General features: G+C 56.1%; 14 protein-coding genes. 8 read left to right on the top strand and 6 right to left on the bottom strand.

Features of this window, described 5'->3' with window-relative positions; genetic code table 11:
* Positions 1-2 precede the first annotated feature (2 nt).
* The 3 genes from P0119_12825 to P0119_12815 all read left to right on the top strand — a co-directional run bounded on the left by P0119_12825 (position 3) and on the right by P0119_12815 (position 3561).
* A complete protein-coding gene (locus P0119_12825; protein MDF0666941.1) occupies positions 3-2024 on the top strand; it encodes an oligopeptide transporter, OPT family in 2022 nt (673 codons plus the stop codon).
* Positions 2021-3145: a RuBisCO large subunit C-terminal-like domain-containing protein gene (locus P0119_12820; protein ID MDF0666940.1), complete on the top strand. Its 1125-nt coding sequence runs from the start codon at positions 2021-2023 to the stop codon at positions 3143-3145. The genes P0119_12825 and P0119_12820 overlap by 4 nt, the downstream gene beginning before the upstream one ends.
* Positions 3146-3255: 110 nt before the next feature.
* The gene (locus P0119_12815; GenBank protein MDF0666939.1) at positions 3256-3561 is read left to right on the top strand and encodes a DUF1232 domain-containing protein; all 306 of its coding nucleotides are present in this window, start codon (positions 3256-3258) and stop codon (positions 3559-3561) included.
* A gap of 117 nt (positions 3562-3678) precedes the next feature.
* Here the strand turns inward: P0119_12815 and P0119_12810 are convergent, their stop codons facing one another.
* The 3 genes from P0119_12810 to hrpB form a co-directional block, all read right to left on the bottom strand.
* Positions 3679-4026, bottom strand: coding sequence for a hypothetical protein (locus P0119_12810; protein ID MDF0666938.1), 348 nt, complete (start codon positions 4024-4026; stop codon positions 3679-3681).
* A 171-nt stretch (positions 4027-4197) separates the two neighbouring features.
* A complete protein-coding gene (locus P0119_12805; protein MDF0666937.1) occupies positions 4198-4419 on the bottom strand; it encodes a hypothetical protein in 222 nt (73 codons plus the stop codon).
* 126 nt (positions 4420-4545) lie between these two features.
* Positions 4546-7071, bottom strand: coding sequence for an ATP-dependent helicase HrpB (hrpB, locus tag P0119_12800; GenBank protein MDF0666936.1), 2526 nt, complete (start codon positions 7069-7071; stop codon positions 4546-4548).
* Positions 7072-7128: 57 nt separating this feature from the next.
* Between hrpB and P0119_12795 the strand changes: the two genes are divergently transcribed.
* The 5 genes from P0119_12795 to P0119_12775 all read left to right on the top strand — a co-directional run bounded on the left by P0119_12795 (position 7129) and on the right by P0119_12775 (position 12681).
* Positions 7129-7359 carry a hypothetical protein gene (locus P0119_12795; protein MDF0666935.1) on the top strand — a complete coding sequence of 77 codons (231 nt, stop codon included), beginning with the start codon at positions 7129-7131 and terminating at the stop codon, positions 7357-7359.
* A gap of 110 nt (positions 7360-7469) precedes the next feature.
* On the top strand, positions 7470-8936 hold the full coding sequence (zwf, locus tag P0119_12790; protein MDF0666934.1) for a glucose-6-phosphate dehydrogenase: 1467 nt from the start codon (positions 7470-7472) through the stop codon (positions 8934-8936).
* Between the two features lie 273 nt (positions 8937-9209).
* The gene (locus tag P0119_12785; protein ID MDF0666933.1) at positions 9210-10640 is read left to right on the top strand and encodes an MFS transporter; all 1431 of its coding nucleotides are present in this window, start codon (positions 9210-9212) and stop codon (positions 10638-10640) included.
* 571 nt (positions 10641-11211) lie between these two features.
* Positions 11212-12090, top strand: coding sequence for a formylglycine-generating enzyme family protein (locus P0119_12780; protein ID MDF0666932.1), 879 nt, complete (start codon positions 11212-11214; stop codon positions 12088-12090).
* A 51-nt stretch (positions 12091-12141) separates the two neighbouring features.
* Positions 12142-12681, top strand: a complete 540-nt coding sequence (locus P0119_12775; protein MDF0666931.1) for a hypothetical protein — start codon at positions 12142-12144, stop codon at positions 12679-12681.
* 24 nt (positions 12682-12705) lie between these two features.
* On the opposite strand, the gene P0119_12770 is transcribed toward P0119_12775, so the two are convergent.
* The 3 genes from P0119_12770 to bioF form a co-directional block, all read right to left on the bottom strand.
* Positions 12706-13881 carry a PilT/PilU family type 4a pilus ATPase gene (locus P0119_12770; protein ID MDF0666930.1) on the bottom strand — a complete coding sequence of 392 codons (1176 nt, stop codon included), beginning with the start codon at positions 13879-13881 and terminating at the stop codon, positions 12706-12708.
* A 27-nt stretch (positions 13882-13908) separates the two neighbouring features.
* Complete coding sequence (locus tag P0119_12765) at positions 13909-14967, bottom strand: type IV pilus twitching motility protein PilT (protein ID MDF0666929.1); 1059 nt, start codon at positions 14965-14967, stop codon at positions 13909-13911.
* A gap of 119 nt (positions 14968-15086) precedes the next feature.
* Positions 15087-16247, bottom strand: a complete 1161-nt coding sequence (gene bioF / locus P0119_12760; GenBank protein ID MDF0666928.1) for an 8-amino-7-oxononanoate synthase — start codon at positions 16245-16247, stop codon at positions 15087-15089.
* Positions 16248-16298 lie beyond the last annotated feature (51 nt).

Below are 16298 nucleotides of genomic sequence, written 5' to 3'. Positions count from 1 at the left end.
TCATGAAGGATTCTCAGCCTCTCGTTCCTGCCACCGTCACACTCCCTGAGATCACCGTTAAAGCAGTCCTGTTGTCGGTTATCCTGGCAGCGGTCTTGGCAGCTGCCAATGCCTATCTAGGCTTGTTTGCCGGCATGACGGTGTCCGCCTCTATCCCTGCGGCAGTCGCTTCCATGGCGATCTTGCGGTTGTTTCGTGAATCGAATGTTCTCGAAAACAACATCGTTCAAACAGCAGCGTCATCCGGTGAAGCGTTGGCGGCCGGCGTCATTTTCACGATTCCTGCGCTCCTGCTGGTCGGGTATTGGACTGAGTTTGATTACTGGCAGACCGTCTCCATCGCTGTGGTCGGCGGGTTGCTCGGCGTGCTGTTTACGATCCCGCTGCGGCGGGCGCTGATCGTGACGGCTCGCTTGCGGTTTCCTGAGGGAGTGGCGACGGCGGAAGTTCTCAAGGTCGGGGCAGCGGAACGGAGTGAAGCCGGGTCATGCGAATCAACAAGGGGCTTTCAGTCTCTGTTGTCGGCTGCGCTTCTCGGTAGCTTGGCGAAGTTCGGCGAGAGCGGCCTGCGAATATGGACTGAGTCGCTGGAAGGGACCATCCAGATTGGGCGCACCGTGCTCTACGCGGGCCTTAACCTTTCGCCGGCGCTTCTTGCAGTTGGATTTATCATCGGTCTCCAGACGGCTGCGGTGGTCTTCCTTGGAGGAGTCATCGGATGGGTGGTCCTGATGCCTGCTTATGGATTTGTCCATGGGCTACCAACCGATCGGACGGGACTGGCGGCGGCGATGTCGATTTGGAGCGGGCAGATTCGATATGTCGGCATCGGAGCGATGCTCACCGGAGGGCTGTGGACGCTCACCAAATTGCGTGAGCCGGTCTGGAAGAGTCTCATGACGCTCCGAGCAAGTTATCGTGCATCCGGGACACCAAGTGATACGGCAGGCCTGCTACGGACGGAACAGGATGCATCATTCCTGTGGATCGTCGTGCCATTTGTCCTGTCGCTCCTGCCGATGGCATGGATCTATTCGACGGTCGTGGACAATTTCCTTCTCGGGTTATTGATGACGATTGTGATGACACTTGCCGCATTTCTCTTCTCGTCGGTCGCCGCCTATATGGCTGGGATGGTCGGAAGTTCAAGTAACCCTGTTTCAGGCGTGACGATTGCCACCATTATGGTCGCCGCACTGCTGCTCGTGTTCTTCATGGGAGCTGGACATCCCGCTGGTCCGGCGGCAGCATTGGTGATTGGAGCAGTCGTCTGCTGCGCTGCCGCGATGGGCGGCGACAATCTCCAAGATCTCAAGACAGGTCAGCTGGTCGGGGCGACACCATGGAAACAACAAGTCATGCAAGTCGTCGGGGTACTGACAGGTGCCCTGGTCCTCGTGCCGGTTCTGTCGCTCCTCCAGGCCAAGTACGGGATCGCCGAACCGACGAGCAGCCATCCACATCCTCTCAGTGCGCCACAGGCCACATTGATGGCCAACCTGACCAAGAGTGTGTTTGGAGCTGGCTTGCCTTGGTCTCTTGTAGGAGTGGGGGCGGTAATCGGGGTTCTGATCATTCTGGCAGATCGACGGCAAGAACAACGTGGCAGTTCGTTGAGATTACCCGTGCTTGCTGTGGCACTCGGGATCTACCTGCCGCTGAAACTTTCAGCAACCATTTTTGTGGGTGGCGTGATTGCGACCTTGGCACATAGGCGCATTAGTGGAGGGCAAGAGGCGCTGCAGAGAGGATTGCTCTTTGCCGCTGGATTGATTACCGGCGAAGCCTTGATGGGGATCATGCTCGCGATGCCGATCGCGCTCGCCGCCCTATGGCCCGGCTTCAGCGCCGATCCATTTACGATTTTTGCCGCTCCTCCGTTCGGGGGGTGGCCCGGTCTTGCGATCGTGGCAGTCGCGGGATTCGCGCTTTATAGGATTGTGGTAGGGCGTGACCGGACCACTCCGACGTCCTCGGCCGAAGCGCCGTCGCAGGATAACTCATCGGGTGAGACGCAGTCATGAGTACCACAACCCCTGATGCCTCGGAGAATCTCACGGCGATCTACGAGATCGATGGGCCGGAAGCGTTGGCTCGAAGAACGGCGGAGCGTATCTGTTGTGATCAGACCATTGAAGCCGAGAGCGATCTCCTTTCACCTTCGCTTCAATCGACGATTCTAGGTCGGGTAGAGGATCTGAAGGCAACTGCCGGAGGTCGATATCAAGCCACTATTCGCTTCGGCGGCGATCTGCTCAGCGGCGAATGCAGTGATTTACTCAATGTCTTGTTTGGGACAAGCAGCCTTCGTGGAGACGTCACGTTGCTGTCGTTCGCGATGACGAGCGGATTGCTTTCCTCGTGGCCTGGACCACGATTTGGAATCGACGGACTTAGGCAGGCGGTCGGTGCTTCCCGTCGCTCACTCCTCTGCGCGGTCCTGAAGCCGTTAGGCCGCAACCCCTGTGAACTTGCCGAATTGGCCGTTCAATTTGTCGAGGGCGGAGTTGATTTGATCAAGGACGACCAAAGCCTGGTCGATCAACAGTGGTGCCGCTTTGAGGAACGAGCCGGTCGCTGTGCCGAAACCATCGCCCAAGCCAGCACGCGTCGAGGAAGACCCTGCCTGTATTTTGCGCACATCAGTGGATCGTTGGATCGGATGCGTCGGCGCGCAGCACAAGCAAGGAGCCTGGGTGTGACAGGTCTCTTGGTAGCGCCCGGCTTGACCGGCTGGGACGCCTTGAGATCTCTTCGGTCGGACAACGAGATTGCTCTGCCGATCGCGAGTCATCCTGCCATGCTCGGAACCTCTGTCGATCGGGGCAGAGGTGGGCTCGCTTCTCCTGTCGTCTATGGGCTGCTGCCTCGATTGGTCGGCTCGGACCTGAGTATTTATCCGGCCTTCGGTTTCGACTATCCCATGTCGCAACAAGACTGTGTCTCGATAGCGGAGCACTGTCGGCGGTCCTGGGGTTGCCTCAGATCGATGATGCCAGCGATCGGTGGACGCATCGGCCCGGAGCGTCTGGTCGAGTTGGGTTCAGCGTTAGGCCAGGAGACGATCTTTATCTTGGGGAGTCGTGTCCAACAATTCCCTGGAGGTGTCGTGGCAGCAATGAAGGAGTTTCATCGTGCTCTGTGAAAATGATTTCAACTCTCCCGGCCGGACAGGGTTTTCTGAAATCAATGTCTCTTGGTATCCTACATCGCATCGGGTACATGTGGCAGAGGCCCGGTCGTCAGGAGGTGAGCATGAAGGTATCGACGAGGTTCTTTGAGTTATCACGCATGATCGGTCGCCTCTGTGGAGATCTTCCGCTCTTGTTTAGACTCCTGAAAGCTTGGAAGGACGGCAGCTATCGGGGCCTGTCCGCACGCACGATGGCCTGGCTGGTTGCCGCACTGATTTATGTATTAAGTCCGGTCGATCTCATGCCGGACTTTATTCCCGGTATCGGCTTGATCGATGATGCGGCGGTGCTGGCTTTCCTCCTGCACAGCATGGCACAGGACTTAGCGGCATTTCGCGCCTGGGAGCAGAGCCGCGTCAAGATGTGATGGCTTCACATGATCGTTAATCCGACGACCAACGGTCAAAGTCGGTGACATTATGGCCTCCTGTCCCGATCACTACCAAAGGAGTGAGCAGTCGGTTGAGAGGGGCCCTGATGGTGCTTATCCTATTAAGTCGGAGTTGAACTGATTGAGGGGACGCACGGTGAATGCATTCACTTCGTTATACACGGTGAGGCGGCCGCCTTGTCGGCGCCGGGTAAACGTACCTTCGACAATGACCTGATCCCCATTCTGCACTTGGATTCGGCTGGTCACTTTAAGCGTGCCGTCGTCGTCGGCCAGTAGAAACCTGAAGGTCGGTTCACCTTTCTGATCAAAGACCAGGTGCACATCCTTCACCGAACCGATCACCACCACAGTTTTATGATCATACACTTCGGGATGGGCCACGAGATCGGCCATTTCGAGCAAGTTGGCGCCGGCAAGAGGTGCGAACAGTAAGCTCACAAGAATAGCTACTGGTGCCGGGAGTCTGCACCACCAATGAACTAGAGTTTTGCTTGCCATAATCGCGACGTATTGTACCGAAGATCACGGTAAGTACAAGATAGGCAATCACCTTACTCAAAGTCTCTCAGTTCACATACGAGGTGGCGGAGTGGTGGGCTGACAAGGAATTCAGCGGAAGGTATTGAGCCCGTGCGATGTATCGGAGAGGTCAGTGTCGTCGTCCGGCTGTTGTAGAGTCTCTGGCTTCTCCATGGTCAAGGTCGGAGCACTTTGCGCGGAAGCCGACAGAGATTGTCGATCGTCGCTCACACTGTGAGCGTCTCGGCCTCCGGCAAACATACCGACGATCACGAGGAATGCGAGCGCAACGACGATCCCCTTTATATCCATTTCATCTACTTCCTGAGTAAGCTCTTTCTCTAACCGGTGACGTGACGACATAGGTCCCCTATTCGCTGAGAAGGAGATTGTGTTCTGTGTACCCTCTCCACACAGAACAAGCCACAAGGAAGAACCCTAGCGGTTTCTTTGCTTTGCCCTGGCGGTTGGCGCAGCACCTGTAGGATCTTCAGGCCAATGGTGCTTGGGATACCGGCCGCGTAATTCTTTCCGGACATCCTGATACCCTCTCTTCCAAAATCCATCCAGATCTTGTGTCACCTGCACCGGCCGTTTGGCGGGCGACAGGAGATGCAAGATCACAGGAATCTTTCCGTCCGCTACGCGCGGCGTGTCCTTGCAACCAAACATTTCTTGGAGACGCACCGCCAACACTGGGAACTCGGTTTGCTCGTAATCGAGTGGAAGGCGGGAGCCGCTCGGAACAAGGATATGGGTGGGAGCCAGACGGTCAAGACGACGCTGTTGTTCGTGCGTCAGTAAGGCATGGAGCGGTGCGGTCAGATCGAGTCGTTTCACTCGATCGAGGGTGGTGATGCCGGTCACGTAAGGACCAAGCCACTGATCCAATGTCTGAAGCAGTGCCTCGTCGGAAAGGTCGGGCCATCCTGATTGAGAACCATCAATACGTCTCAGCCACATGACGCGGGCGCGCCACTGTTGAAGCAGATGGCCGAATGATATTACGTCAAGATAAGATTTACGTATTCCTTGTAAGATGGCGTCTCTTATTTTATTTGTATCGGGCGACGAGACGGCATCTTCTACAAGAATCATCGCTCCGAGTCGTCGGCGGCGTACGGCTCGTACCGCGTTGAGGGCGTCATCCCATGCGATCTCTTCTTCTTCAACCAGCCGATCATGGTAAAGCGATTCAATATCTTGCAATGTGATCGGAACAGCGAGATTGATCTCGGACCACTGATCGCCCCCATCCAGGTCGGCAATCACCAAGAAGGGTTCGACGGCCAAGGAATCGGCGGTCCTAAATCGTGCGCCTCTGCCATTCACAAGGCGGTAGTGCCCTGCACGATCCGCCTGCCGCCGCGCAATTCGATCAGGGTAAGCCAGTGCAACCAAGCGCCCGACCGAGCTTGAACGATCGTATCCCTTGTCTTCCGACCCATGGGATGAGTCATTGCTGAGCCGCCTCCGCCATAGGTGAGCAGTTCGCCTCACTCGGTCAACCGCGGCTCGATTCACCACCAGACCAATGGAATCGTACTGACCCCGCAGAACATCCATCCTGATCCGCAGGTCGGCGTTCTGTCGTTCGCGTGGTCCATGAAGAATGTCGCGTTCACTCAAGAGCGCCGCCACCTCGCAAGCGAGATCAGCAAGACCCGATGGCACTGCCCGGAGTATCATGTGCGCGAGGCGGGGGTGCAGCGGAAGGTCGGCCATTCGTCGAGCATGGTCGGTCGGTCGGCCATCGGCAGTGAAGGCTCCGAGTTGGATCAGTAGATCTCTGGCCTGAGCGACCGCACCGGCAGGTGGCGGAGTGAGCCACGACAGTTCCGCCGGATCTTGTACGCCCCACTGGGCAAGATCGAGCATGAGGGAAGTGAGATCTGCATCGAGAATTTCCGGTGGACGACGGGGAGCAAGCAGAGCCTGTTCTTTTCCGGTCCACATCCGGTAACACATGCCCGCTTCAAGTCGTCCGGCTCTGCCGCGGCGCTGTTCAGCAGAATCTTTTGTGACACGAATGGTCTCCAATCGAGTCAGACCGGAGCGAGGATCGTACCGTGGGATACGTACCAGGCCTGCATCGATCACCACGCGGATACCGTCGATCGTCAGACTGGTTTCGGCGATGGAGGTGGCAAGTACGACCTTTCTCCGTCCGAGCGCTGTCGGTCGAATCGCTGCATCTTGCATGTCCTGAGGAAGATCGCCGTGCAGCGGCGCAATCTGTACGGAATGGTCAAGGTTGGAGTCGATCAGGAGTCGCTCGACTCGGCGAATGTCTGCCATCCCCGGGAGGAAGACTAACAGACTACCGTGATCTTTTATGAGTGATTGCCGGATGCGTTGCGACACGGCCACGTCGAGCCGTCCGGTAAGAGGCTGATCAAGGTACTGAGTCTCGACCGGAAACATCCGGCCGGCGCACGTGATGAGTGGAGCTCGATCCAACAGTTCGGCAATCGGACCGCAGTCCAGAGTGGCCGACATGATGAAGAGACGAAGGTCTAGGCGGAAGAGGCGTTGAGCTTCGAGGCACAGGGCAAGTCCCATGTCCGCTTGCAGGCTTCGTTCGTGGAACTCGTCGAACAACACGATGCCATAGGCCTCCAGCGATGGGTCTTGTTGGAGCAGCCTTGTCAGCACTCCCTCTGTCACCACCTCGATTTTTGTCGTCGGTCCGATCTTGGTTTCGAGACGCATCCTATAACCGACGGTCTCCCCGACCTGTTCGTGCAACTCTTCCGCCATGCGACGAGCGGCGGCTCGCGCGGCGAGCCGCCGGGGTTCGAGCAGCAAGAGTTTTTTACCCGACAACCAGGGCTCGTTCAGGAGCGCCAAGGGGACACGAGTGGTCTTGCCAGCTCCTGGAGGCGCGGTCAGCAATACATTCGGGCCTGCTTCCAATGCTCGGCAGATTAACGGCAGGACATCTTCTATTGGAAGTGTGGACATGACGTGATAGGGTCACAAATAGAGCTGTACTGTACCAGAACATGAAGATGGGGATGAATGGTGAAACGTGAAGAACATGAGGAAGAACCGAGAGCGCCCTATCGTTGGAGCCACAACAAACCGACAAGGCCTGGCTGGTACTGGTTCCGCGGGCCGGCCCACGAAGCCGACCCGTTTATCGTGCTTGTCGATCAAGCCGGAGAGTTCCAATGGCCGGACGGCGGATTTCAAGAGGTCTCGCTCGCCAACGGCGAGTGGGCCGGTCCAATTGAGGAACCGGAAGAGTAGATCGAAGCCTTACGTAAAAGCGCACTGAGGATGAGGGGTTTCGTCCATTGACGAACGACAGAATGAGTCATAGCTTCAGCATATGTGAGGGATCGTCACGAGGATGATGGATGATGAAGGAAACGGTTGAGCCACATCTGTTTATTATTCTGGGGGCGACAGGAGATTTAACCCGACGGAAGCTGTTGCCCGCATTGTTTCACTTGCGAACCTACGGTGAGCTGGAGAAGCAGAATACGCTCATCGTCGGAGCCTCATTGCCTGAGATGAGCGCGGATGCGTTCCGCTTGTGGGCTTATGAGGGGCTGCGCAATTCAGGTGCTCGTAACGCTTCTGATCTCCAGCGATGGTGCGAAGACCATCTGTACTATCAGACTCTGCGGGAAGGCAGATTGTCGGACTACCAAGCACTTGCCACGTTTATCGCCCATTTGGAAGTCGCCCGAAATCTACCGCAAAATCGGGTTTTCTATCTGGCGCTTCCCCCGGCGATTGTGCCGGCGACTTTGGAATTACTCGACCAAGCCGGCTTGCTGAAAAGCCGTGGGTGGGTGCGCGCCGTCTTGGAAAAACCCTTTGGTCACGATTTTCATTCTGCCCGGGCGCTCAATACCCTGTTACACCGTTATCTGGACGAATCGCAGATTTATCGCATCGATCACTATCTCGGCAAAGAGACCGTGCAAAACTTACTCGCCTTTCGCTTCGCGAACCCCATTTTTGAGTCGCTGTGGAATCGCAATACGGTGGAGAGCGTGGAAATCACCGTCGCTGAAGACCTCGGTGTCGAACATCGTGGAGCCTACTATCAAAAGGCCGGAGCCTGCCGTGACATGGTGCAGAACCATTTAACGCAACTATTGACCGTCGTAGGCATGGAGGTGCCGACTTCCTTCGAAGCCGCTGAGATCCGGGCTGAAAAATTGAAAGTACTTCGCTCTATTCAACCGATTCACTCACAAGACGTGATCTTCGGCCAATATAGGGCGTGGGAGGTCGCCGGCCAGCGGATTCCCGGCTACTTGGAAGAACCAGGTGTACCACCAGACTCGACTACCGAGACCTATGTGGCGCTGAAGTTGGAGATTCACAATTGGCGCTGGAGGGGAGTGCCGTTTTTTTTAAGAACCGGAAAGCGGCTTCCTCGCAAGATCACGCAAGTGGCCGTCACCTTCCGAGCGGCGCCCACGCAAGTCTTTCGATCTTTGGAGCCGGGTAGTCTGAATTCCAACAAGCTGTTGATCACGTTGCAACCGGGTGAAGGCTTCTCGCTCTGCTTTTCCGTGAAAACTCCTGGGAGACCATTCAAGTTTACCGATCGGGCGCTGGGATTCGACTATGGTCAGGGATTCGGCGGCGAGTTGCCGGAAGCCTATGAGACGCTATTGCGTGACGTCATGATCGGCGACCAGACATTGTTCGTCACCGCAGACTTTACGGAAACAGCCTGGCGACTCTACGACCCCCTTTTGATCGGTCCCCGACCAGTGCATGTCTATACCGCCGGATCGTGGGGCCCAAGGGAAGCGGACGCGCTCGTGGAACGGAATGGTCTGAACTGGCAATTGGGTTGGTAGTAGGATGTTGAAAAAGCCCGCCAGATTCGTTCCCTGCCTTCGCCGAAGCGCTTCGCGCAGGCAGGTCGCATCGCTCAAGGTCTCAATGTTCCAACCACGTACGCCTTGACCTTTCGCTCGCTGCAGCCTTGACCGGGGAACGGCGCGTCTTGGCGCGCCGGGGCGGGAGGGTGAGAAGGACGTCCTCTTTGAACATCCTGCCCATTGTGCTTATTCGATCCATTGGACAGCCGGCATCCAGTTGCCGTATTAATAGGACGCATGCCTCCCGGCATGCCAATCACCACCAATATTCCCCAACGGATGGACCGGTTGCCATGGGCACGCTGGCACTGGTTGGTCGTCGGAGCATTGGGTGTCACATGGCTGCTCGACGGGCTTGAAGTATCCATCGTGGCCTCACTCGGCCCGATGCTGACCCACTCCGACACATTACATCTCTCACAATCGGAGGTAGGACTCACGGCCTCCGCCTACTTGGCAGGTTCGGTCCTTGGCGCGTTCCTCTTTTCCTATCTCACCGATAGGCAGGGGCGAAAGAAATGGTTCATGATCACCTTGGCGCTCTATCTCACGGCAACGGTCCTGACGGCTTTTTCATGGGACCTGATGAGCTTCATGTTCTTTCGATTTCTGACTGGAGCCGGCATCGGAGGCGAGTATGCAGCCATCAATTCCGCGATTGATGAATTGATTCCCGCCCGAAATCGTGGCCATACAGATCTGGCGATCAACGGAACGTGGTGGCTCGGCTCGGCAGCCGGCGCCTTGATGACGCTGCTCTTGTTGAATCCTGAGATCTTCCCTGAATCCATCGGATGGCGGCTCTGTTTTGTCCTTGGTGCCGTGCTTGGAGTGGCCATCATCATTGTTCGGCGCTTCATTCCAGAAAGCCCGCGCTGGCTCATGACCCACGGTCGGGTTCCTGAAGCCGAAGCCATTGTGTCACAGATTGAGCGGCAAGTGACGCTGGATCGAGGTATGTCACTGGCAACTCCTGAAGGCACGATCACGGTACATGCGCGCCCCCACGCGACGATTGCAACCGTGGCACGCGAACTCTTTCAGTCTTATCCGCGGCGAACGGTATTAGGCATAGGATTGATGGTCACACAATCGTTCATGTACAACGCCGTATCGTTTACCTATCCGCTGCTGCTGACGAAGTACTATGCCGTACCAACCGTAGACATCGGCCTCTACATCCTCCCGTTCGCACTGGGTAATTTTTTAGGACCACTCTTGTTGGGGCGTCTGTTTGATACGGTGGGCCGCAAACCGATGATCAGCTTCACGTACGGGATCTCCGGTATCCTGTTAGGGCTCACGGGATACCTGTTCTGGACTGGTTCTTTGACGCTCTCCACACATATGCTCTTGTGGTCATCGATTTTCTTTTTTGCCTCGGCCGGAGCAAGCGCCGCCTATCTGACGGTGAGCGAGGTGTTTCCGATGGAGATCCGTGCGATGGCGATCGCCTTTTTCTTCATCGTGGCACAAGGCGCCGGCGTGGCGGCACCGTGGCTCTACGGGATGCTCATCGAAACATCGGCCACAAGCGTCTTCTACGGATATCTCGTGGGTGGAGGCATGATGCTCGTCGGTGCGGCGATTGAGCTGTGGTTGGGAATCAATGCGGAAGGGCGGTCGCTCGAGCAATTGGCGCCCCCATTATCCGTGCGAAAGTCTACAGAGGTGGGATGAGTCTCAGTCCAGAATGCTGGATCATCACGGAAGCCTTGTTAAGGCCGTCTTCAGTTCTCGGAGATCGTTCATGCGTGCTACCGACGCAGAGGGAACTTGTGTAACCAGAACACCATGAGCAATACAGATGACTGCAGCACATGACAGCTGGATAGTCCTTAACGATCAACAAGGCAGTCACCTGATATCCACGCAAACAATTGTGGCCAAATGTGTTGAAATCCGATTCTTCCACATCAGAATAGACACCTGCGGCATCGCATTGCCAGATATCGACCCGCGCGCCAGCCAACGGCCGACAGCCTCCTTCGCTGAGACCCATCACCTGTAATTTCAACGCCAACGGCGTACCAGACTTCAGTTGCACAGTAGTCGGATCAACACGAATGTCGAATCGATGCAAGCGTTCCTCCACAAAATGCGGACCTCGGTTTGTTCTGATCGGACGATGCAGATGGTCCAGGAAAGATTTTCAATGAAGGAGATGTTCTGTTAGCTCTCCTCTTGGATTATTACCTGTATCTGTGCTACATCCTCGCGCGACTGAGGCGTGTTAAGCGAGTCTTCATAAATGCTGGTCACATTGATGATCAATCAATTTGGATTGTGGCTGCGTCTCATTGTTGTTCTTTTTCTTCTTGATCAATGGGCCCTTGGCGTTGCCGCTTTTCCGGAAGAAGAGCAACGAGGTGGTGCCGCTGTGGAGATCATCAAGGGAAATGACGGGGCGCCCATGGTTCTTATCCCTGCCGGACCCTTTCTCATGGGCAGCAACGATGGTTTGCCGAACGAGCGTCCGGAACATCATGTCACGGTCGATGCCTATTACATCGATCAATTTGAGGTCACCGCGGGCCGCTACCAAAAGTTTGTCGAATCGGCCAAGCGTGGCTTGCCGCCGATGTGGGATGATGAAGCGGCTCGGACCTTGAGCGACCTCCCTGCCGTGGGGATATCGTGGAATGACGCTGTGGCATACTGCACATGGGCAGGCCGGCGCCTTCCCACGGAAGCGGAATGGGAGAAAGCTGCGCGGGGGACCGATGGTCGACGCTATCCATGGGGGCCCATGCAGCCCTTCGTCGACATAGCAAATTATAATCGAGGCGTCTGGGTGAACGAGGCTGTGACCTTGGTTCCTGTCAACAGTGGCCTTGAGGGGATGAGCGTACGATATGGGCTGAAGAACGGCGGTAGAAGCCCCTATGGGCTATCTCACATGGCCGGGAATGCAGCTGAATGGGTGGCTGATTGGTATGACCGTGAGTATTATCTCAAGAGTCCGGAAAAAAATCCTTTAGGACCGACTTCCAGTGAGAAGCGTGTGCTGCGAGGCGGATCTTGGGCAGACATGCCGATCGCGTTGCGTGTGACGGCTCGGTTTTCTGCTGAGCCGGAGTTTGAAGATCGCACGATCGGGTTTCGATGCGCAGCAGACGCCGATAGCTAATCCCTGCTCCCTTCAATCCGGCAACTGGTTCATCAACCACCCAGGTGCTCCTTGCGTGACGAACCGAACCTCACGAAGTCTTCCGAGCCGGTCCCAGAAATGACTCCTCGCCCTCCTGAACAGCTCGTGATCCTAACGGCCATCGCCCTGGTGCTGTTGTCGGTAGTGTGGGCGCTTCGCGATCCTCCTGCCTCTCATCCGAAGCTGGACCAATCAGTCGGCCTTGCACTGAATCTCGAAACGATTCCGCTGGTCACGGGAGATGAGCCTCTCATCGACATTTTCGCGCGGCCTGGTTGTCCCGTGGGCCACATCATTCCCGGGATTCCCGGTGCGAATGGACAAGTCGGACCTCCATTGGTACTCGGGACGACCGGCCCTCGGCGACTCAAGGATCCAGGGTACCGAGGACAAGCTAGGACGGTGCGTGAGTACATCGTTGAATCAGTCCTGGAGCCCCAGCGATTTGTCGTGCGGGGCTACCCAGAGCATACGATGCCGAATTGGTATGGATCCCGACTCAGCGCGCTGGCTCTTGAGAAGATGGCGTCCTATCTGGAGCGCCAGACCGAAGGGAGCTCAATCCTTTGAGGATCAGGCGAGTGATCTGGTGGTCTATCGTTTGCGAAGCGGAGTGACGTTTCCTGAAGCGCCGCCCTGAATCTTGAACGCATCCGTGCCGTGGCTCCCCATCTGCTTATCAAGCAAGGCATTCACGGCGTCATCCCCCTTGAGCCCTTCAAGTTTGATCTTCAAACGTAGATTGTTCGCACTATCGGCGTTGATGAGGGCTTGCTCGAGCGAGATCTTGTTCACTTTGTATAGTTGAAACAGCACATGATCGAAGGTTTGGCAGCCTTCGTCCACTCCCTGTTCCATCGCTTCCTTCAACGTATCGACCTCTGCTTTTTTGATCAGATCCTTGATGCGCGGCGTGTCCAGCATGATTTCTAAGGCAGGCACACGTTTGCCGTCGACCGACGGAATCAATCGCTGTGAGATGATCGCGCGAAGATTCAGGGATAACTGTAAATAAATCTGAGCATGGCGTTCGACCGGGAAGAAGTTCATGATGCGCTCGATCGCCTGGTTGGCATTGTTGGAGTGTAGCGTGCCGATGCACAGGTGCCCGGTCTCGGCAAAGGTAATCGCCGCTTCCATGGTTTCCGTATCTCGCACCTCACCGATTAGAATCACATCAGGAGCCTGACGGAGCGTATTCTTCAGCGCGTTTTGGAAGGTTAAGGTGTCGAATCCGACTTCGCGCTGCGTAATGATGGACTTCTTGTGTTGATGAACGAACTCGATCGGGTCTTCCACGGTAATGATATGGCCCTGGTGGACGGTGTTACGATGGTCGATCATGGCAGCCAAGGATGTCGACTTACCAGACCCGGTTGCGCCCACCACCAGCACCAGACCGCGTTTGGTCATTGCGATATCTTTGATGATTGGAGGGAGTTGCAGCTGCTCAACAGTCTGAATTTCTGCTTTGATGTGACGGAAGACCAATCCGACATTGCCCTTTTGCCTGAAGATGTTGACGCGGAACCGCCCCAATTCCTTGTAGTAGAGCGCCAGGTTCATCTCCATCTTTTCTTCGAATTCACTCCGCTGTTGACCGCGCATGAGGGCCAATGCCAGTGCTTCAAGTTGCTCGTTGGTGAACGGGGCAGCGTCGGTCGGCTGGGTAGCGCCATGGATGCGGTAGATCGGTGAGGCGTCGACGGTCAGATACAAGTCCGACGCTTCGCGGTCCACCATCACTTTTAACAAGCTTCGGACATCCATCGTGAGATTCCGTCCTAATTCAGGCTCTTAAGCCGCTCCGGCAACTAGACCACCGAAGAGATTGGGGTTCATACTGCGGGACTGGGCCTCTGCCTTGTGGACGATTCCCCGCGCTGCGAGATCGACCAACGCCATGTCCATGGTTTGCATGCCGTCTTTCTGACTTGCCTGCATGATCCCCGGGATTTGGTGCAGCTTCGCTTCCCGGATGAGATTGCGCACGGCCGTCGTCGCTACCATGATTTCGAGTGCGGCGACGCGTCCGCCGGTTTTCTTCTTCAGCAACGTCTGGGTGAGGACGGCCTCCAGCGCCTCCGATAGCTGGGTCCTGATTTGCGCCTGCTGTGCCGGCGGGAATGCATCGATGATACGGTCGATCGTCTTGGGAGCGCTTGACGTGTGGAGGGTCCCGAATACCAAGTGCCCGGTTTCTGCGGCGGTCAAAGCCAGCTGAATGGTCTCCAAGTCCCGCATTTCGCCTACCAGCACGATGTCGGGATCTTCGCGAAGCGCCGACTTCAGGGCGTTGGCGAAGGACAAGGTGTGAACACCGAGTTCCCGTTGATTGACCAGACATTTCTTGGATTTGTGGACAAACTCGATGGGATCCTCGATGGTGATGATGTGACCTTCAAACGTGTTGTTCAGATAATCCACCATCGCAGCAAGCGTGGTGGACTTACCGGATCCGGTCGGTCCGGTCACCAAGATCAACCCCTTTTCCTTGTCGCACAGTTGCCGAAGGATCGGTGGCATGCCGAGTTTTTCCAACGGAAGAATGGTGGTCGGAATATTCCGAAAGACGGCGCCTAACCCCCGCTGCTGCACGAACACGTTGACGCGGAAACGGGCGATGTCTCCGAGCTCAAACGAAAAGTCACATTCACGCTTCTCTTCGAAGGTCTTCCGTTGAGCGTCATTCATCATGTCGTAGATGAGGGCGTGTGTTTCGTCGGGAGTCAGGTGAGGGTGGTCGAGTTTTTTTAGATCCCCATGAATACGAATCATCGGAGGTTCGCCGGCACTGATATGACAATCGGAGGCGCCTTCCTTTACTGAGAAGGTCAGCAGCTTGGAAATATCCATCGCCCGTGATCCTCGGTGTTATGGGTTGTTCGTGAAGTAAAAATCTTCTGTGCATCATGCCATAGCAAAGCCTGAAAGCAAGAAAATGTCCGGAAGGTGCGTGCCGAAGAGGAGGTCGATCAGAGCAGGCCGGTCTCACGACCGGCGAGGTCAAGTGCATGAAGCGCTTCGTCGATCTGCTCAGTCGTGTGTTCCGATGTCACAGTGAAGCGTATGCGGCTGGTTCCATCAGGAACGGTCGGCGGACGAATTGCGGAAGCATAGATTCCGTGAGTGAGCAGTCGTTCCGCTAGCGCTGATGCAGTGGCTGCGTCGCCCACCAGGATCGGCAGAATTGGACTGACGGTCTGCGTCGTCCGAAAACCGAGCTTCTGCACTCCATTGAATAGTCGTTCTCGATTTGACCAGAGCCTCATCCGACGTGCTGGTTCACGCTGAATGACCGCGACTGCCGCCGCGGCGGCCGCCGCGATGGCGGGTGGAAGCGCGGTTGTAAAAATGAATGGACGGGCCACGTTGACTAAATATTGAATCAAGTCGTTGGGCCCGACGATGTAGGCCCCATGGCTCCCTAGTGCTTTACTGAGCGTCCCCATGTGAAAGGGGATTTGTTGTTCCAGACCGAAATGTTCGATCGTTCCCCGGCCGGCCGGTCCCATGATGCCAGTTCCATGGGCATCATCGACATACAACGTTGCTTCATAGCGCTCGGCCAGCGATACCAGATCCGACAACGGAGCGACGTCGCCGTCCATGCTGAATAGCCCTTCTGTGATGATGACAGTGGGACGATTCGCTCGCCGACGTCGAAGCAATGACTCCAGATGTGCACAGTCTCGATGGCGGAATATCCGAAAATCGGCTCGGCTCAATCGACATCCATCGATGAGACTGGCATGACACAATCTATCCGCTAGGATCAGACCTCCTTGCCCGACGAGGTTCGGAATGACACCGATATTTGCTAAATAACCGGCTCCGAACAAAAGGGCTGCTTCCGTCCCCTTAAAAGCCGCGAGGGAGGCTTCGAGGTGCATATGGGGAGGAAGAGTTCCGCTGATTAATCGAGAAGCTCCAGACCCAGCCCCATACTGTTCCGTTGCATGTATTGCGGCGCGGACGACGTCAGGATGGGTCGCAAGCCCCAGGTAATCGTTGGAGGACAGTAGGATGACCTGGCGGCCCGCATATTGAATGGTCGGCCCTGTGCCGGATTCCAATGGAGACAGTCGGCGCATGAGCGCTCGGTCAGCGAATTGCTTAAGTCTGCTTTGAAACATGCTGCTTCAAACCCTCCGTCAGAGCCTCGGCAGGGTTGTGACCATACGACG

The sequence above is a fragment of the Nitrospira sp. genome (genome assembly GCA_029194665.1).
Classification (GTDB): Bacteria; Nitrospirota; Nitrospiria; order Nitrospirales; family Nitrospiraceae; genus Nitrospira_D.
Note: the sequence above shows the minus strand (reverse complement) of the source record. Positions and strands in the feature narration are given on the sequence as shown.

Excerpts from the sequence above, each read along its gene's own strand:
- P0119_12805 (MDF0666937.1), bottom strand. The coding sequence starts at position 4,419 with ATGGATATAAAGGGGATCGTCGTTGCGCTCGCATTCCTCGTGATCGTC.
- P0119_12820 (MDF0666940.1), top strand. The coding sequence starts at position 2,021 with ATGAGTACCACAACCCCTGATGCCTCGGAGAATCTCACGGCGATCTAC.
- P0119_12765 (MDF0666929.1), bottom strand. The coding sequence starts at position 14,967 with ATGGATATTTCCAAGCTGCTGACCTTCTCAGTAAAGGAAGGCGCCTCC.
- zwf (MDF0666934.1), top strand. The coding sequence starts at position 7,470 with ATGATGAAGGAAACGGTTGAGCCACATCTGTTTATTATTCTGGGGGCG.
- P0119_12825 (MDF0666941.1), top strand. The coding sequence starts at position 3 with ATGAAGGATTCTCAGCCTCTCGTTCCTGCCACCGTCACACTCCCTGAG.
- P0119_12815 (MDF0666939.1), top strand. The coding sequence starts at position 3,256 with ATGAAGGTATCGACGAGGTTCTTTGAGTTATCACGCATGATCGGTCGC.
- P0119_12780 (MDF0666932.1), top strand. The coding sequence starts at position 11,212 with ATGCTGGTCACATTGATGATCAATCAATTTGGATTGTGGCTGCGTCTC.
- bioF (MDF0666928.1), bottom strand. The coding sequence starts at position 16,247 with ATGTTTCAAAGCAGACTTAAGCAATTCGCTGACCGAGCGCTCATGCGC.
- P0119_12795 (MDF0666935.1), top strand. The coding sequence starts at position 7,129 with ATGGTGAAACGTGAAGAACATGAGGAAGAACCGAGAGCGCCCTATCGT.
- hrpB (MDF0666936.1), bottom strand. The coding sequence starts at position 7,071 with ATGTCCACACTTCCAATAGAAGATGTCCTGCCGTTAATCTGCCGAGCA.
- P0119_12770 (MDF0666930.1), bottom strand. The coding sequence starts at position 13,881 with ATGGATGTCCGAAGCTTGTTAAAAGTGATGGTGGACCGCGAAGCGTCG.
- P0119_12785 (MDF0666933.1), top strand. The coding sequence starts at position 9,210 with ATGCCAATCACCACCAATATTCCCCAACGGATGGACCGGTTGCCATGG.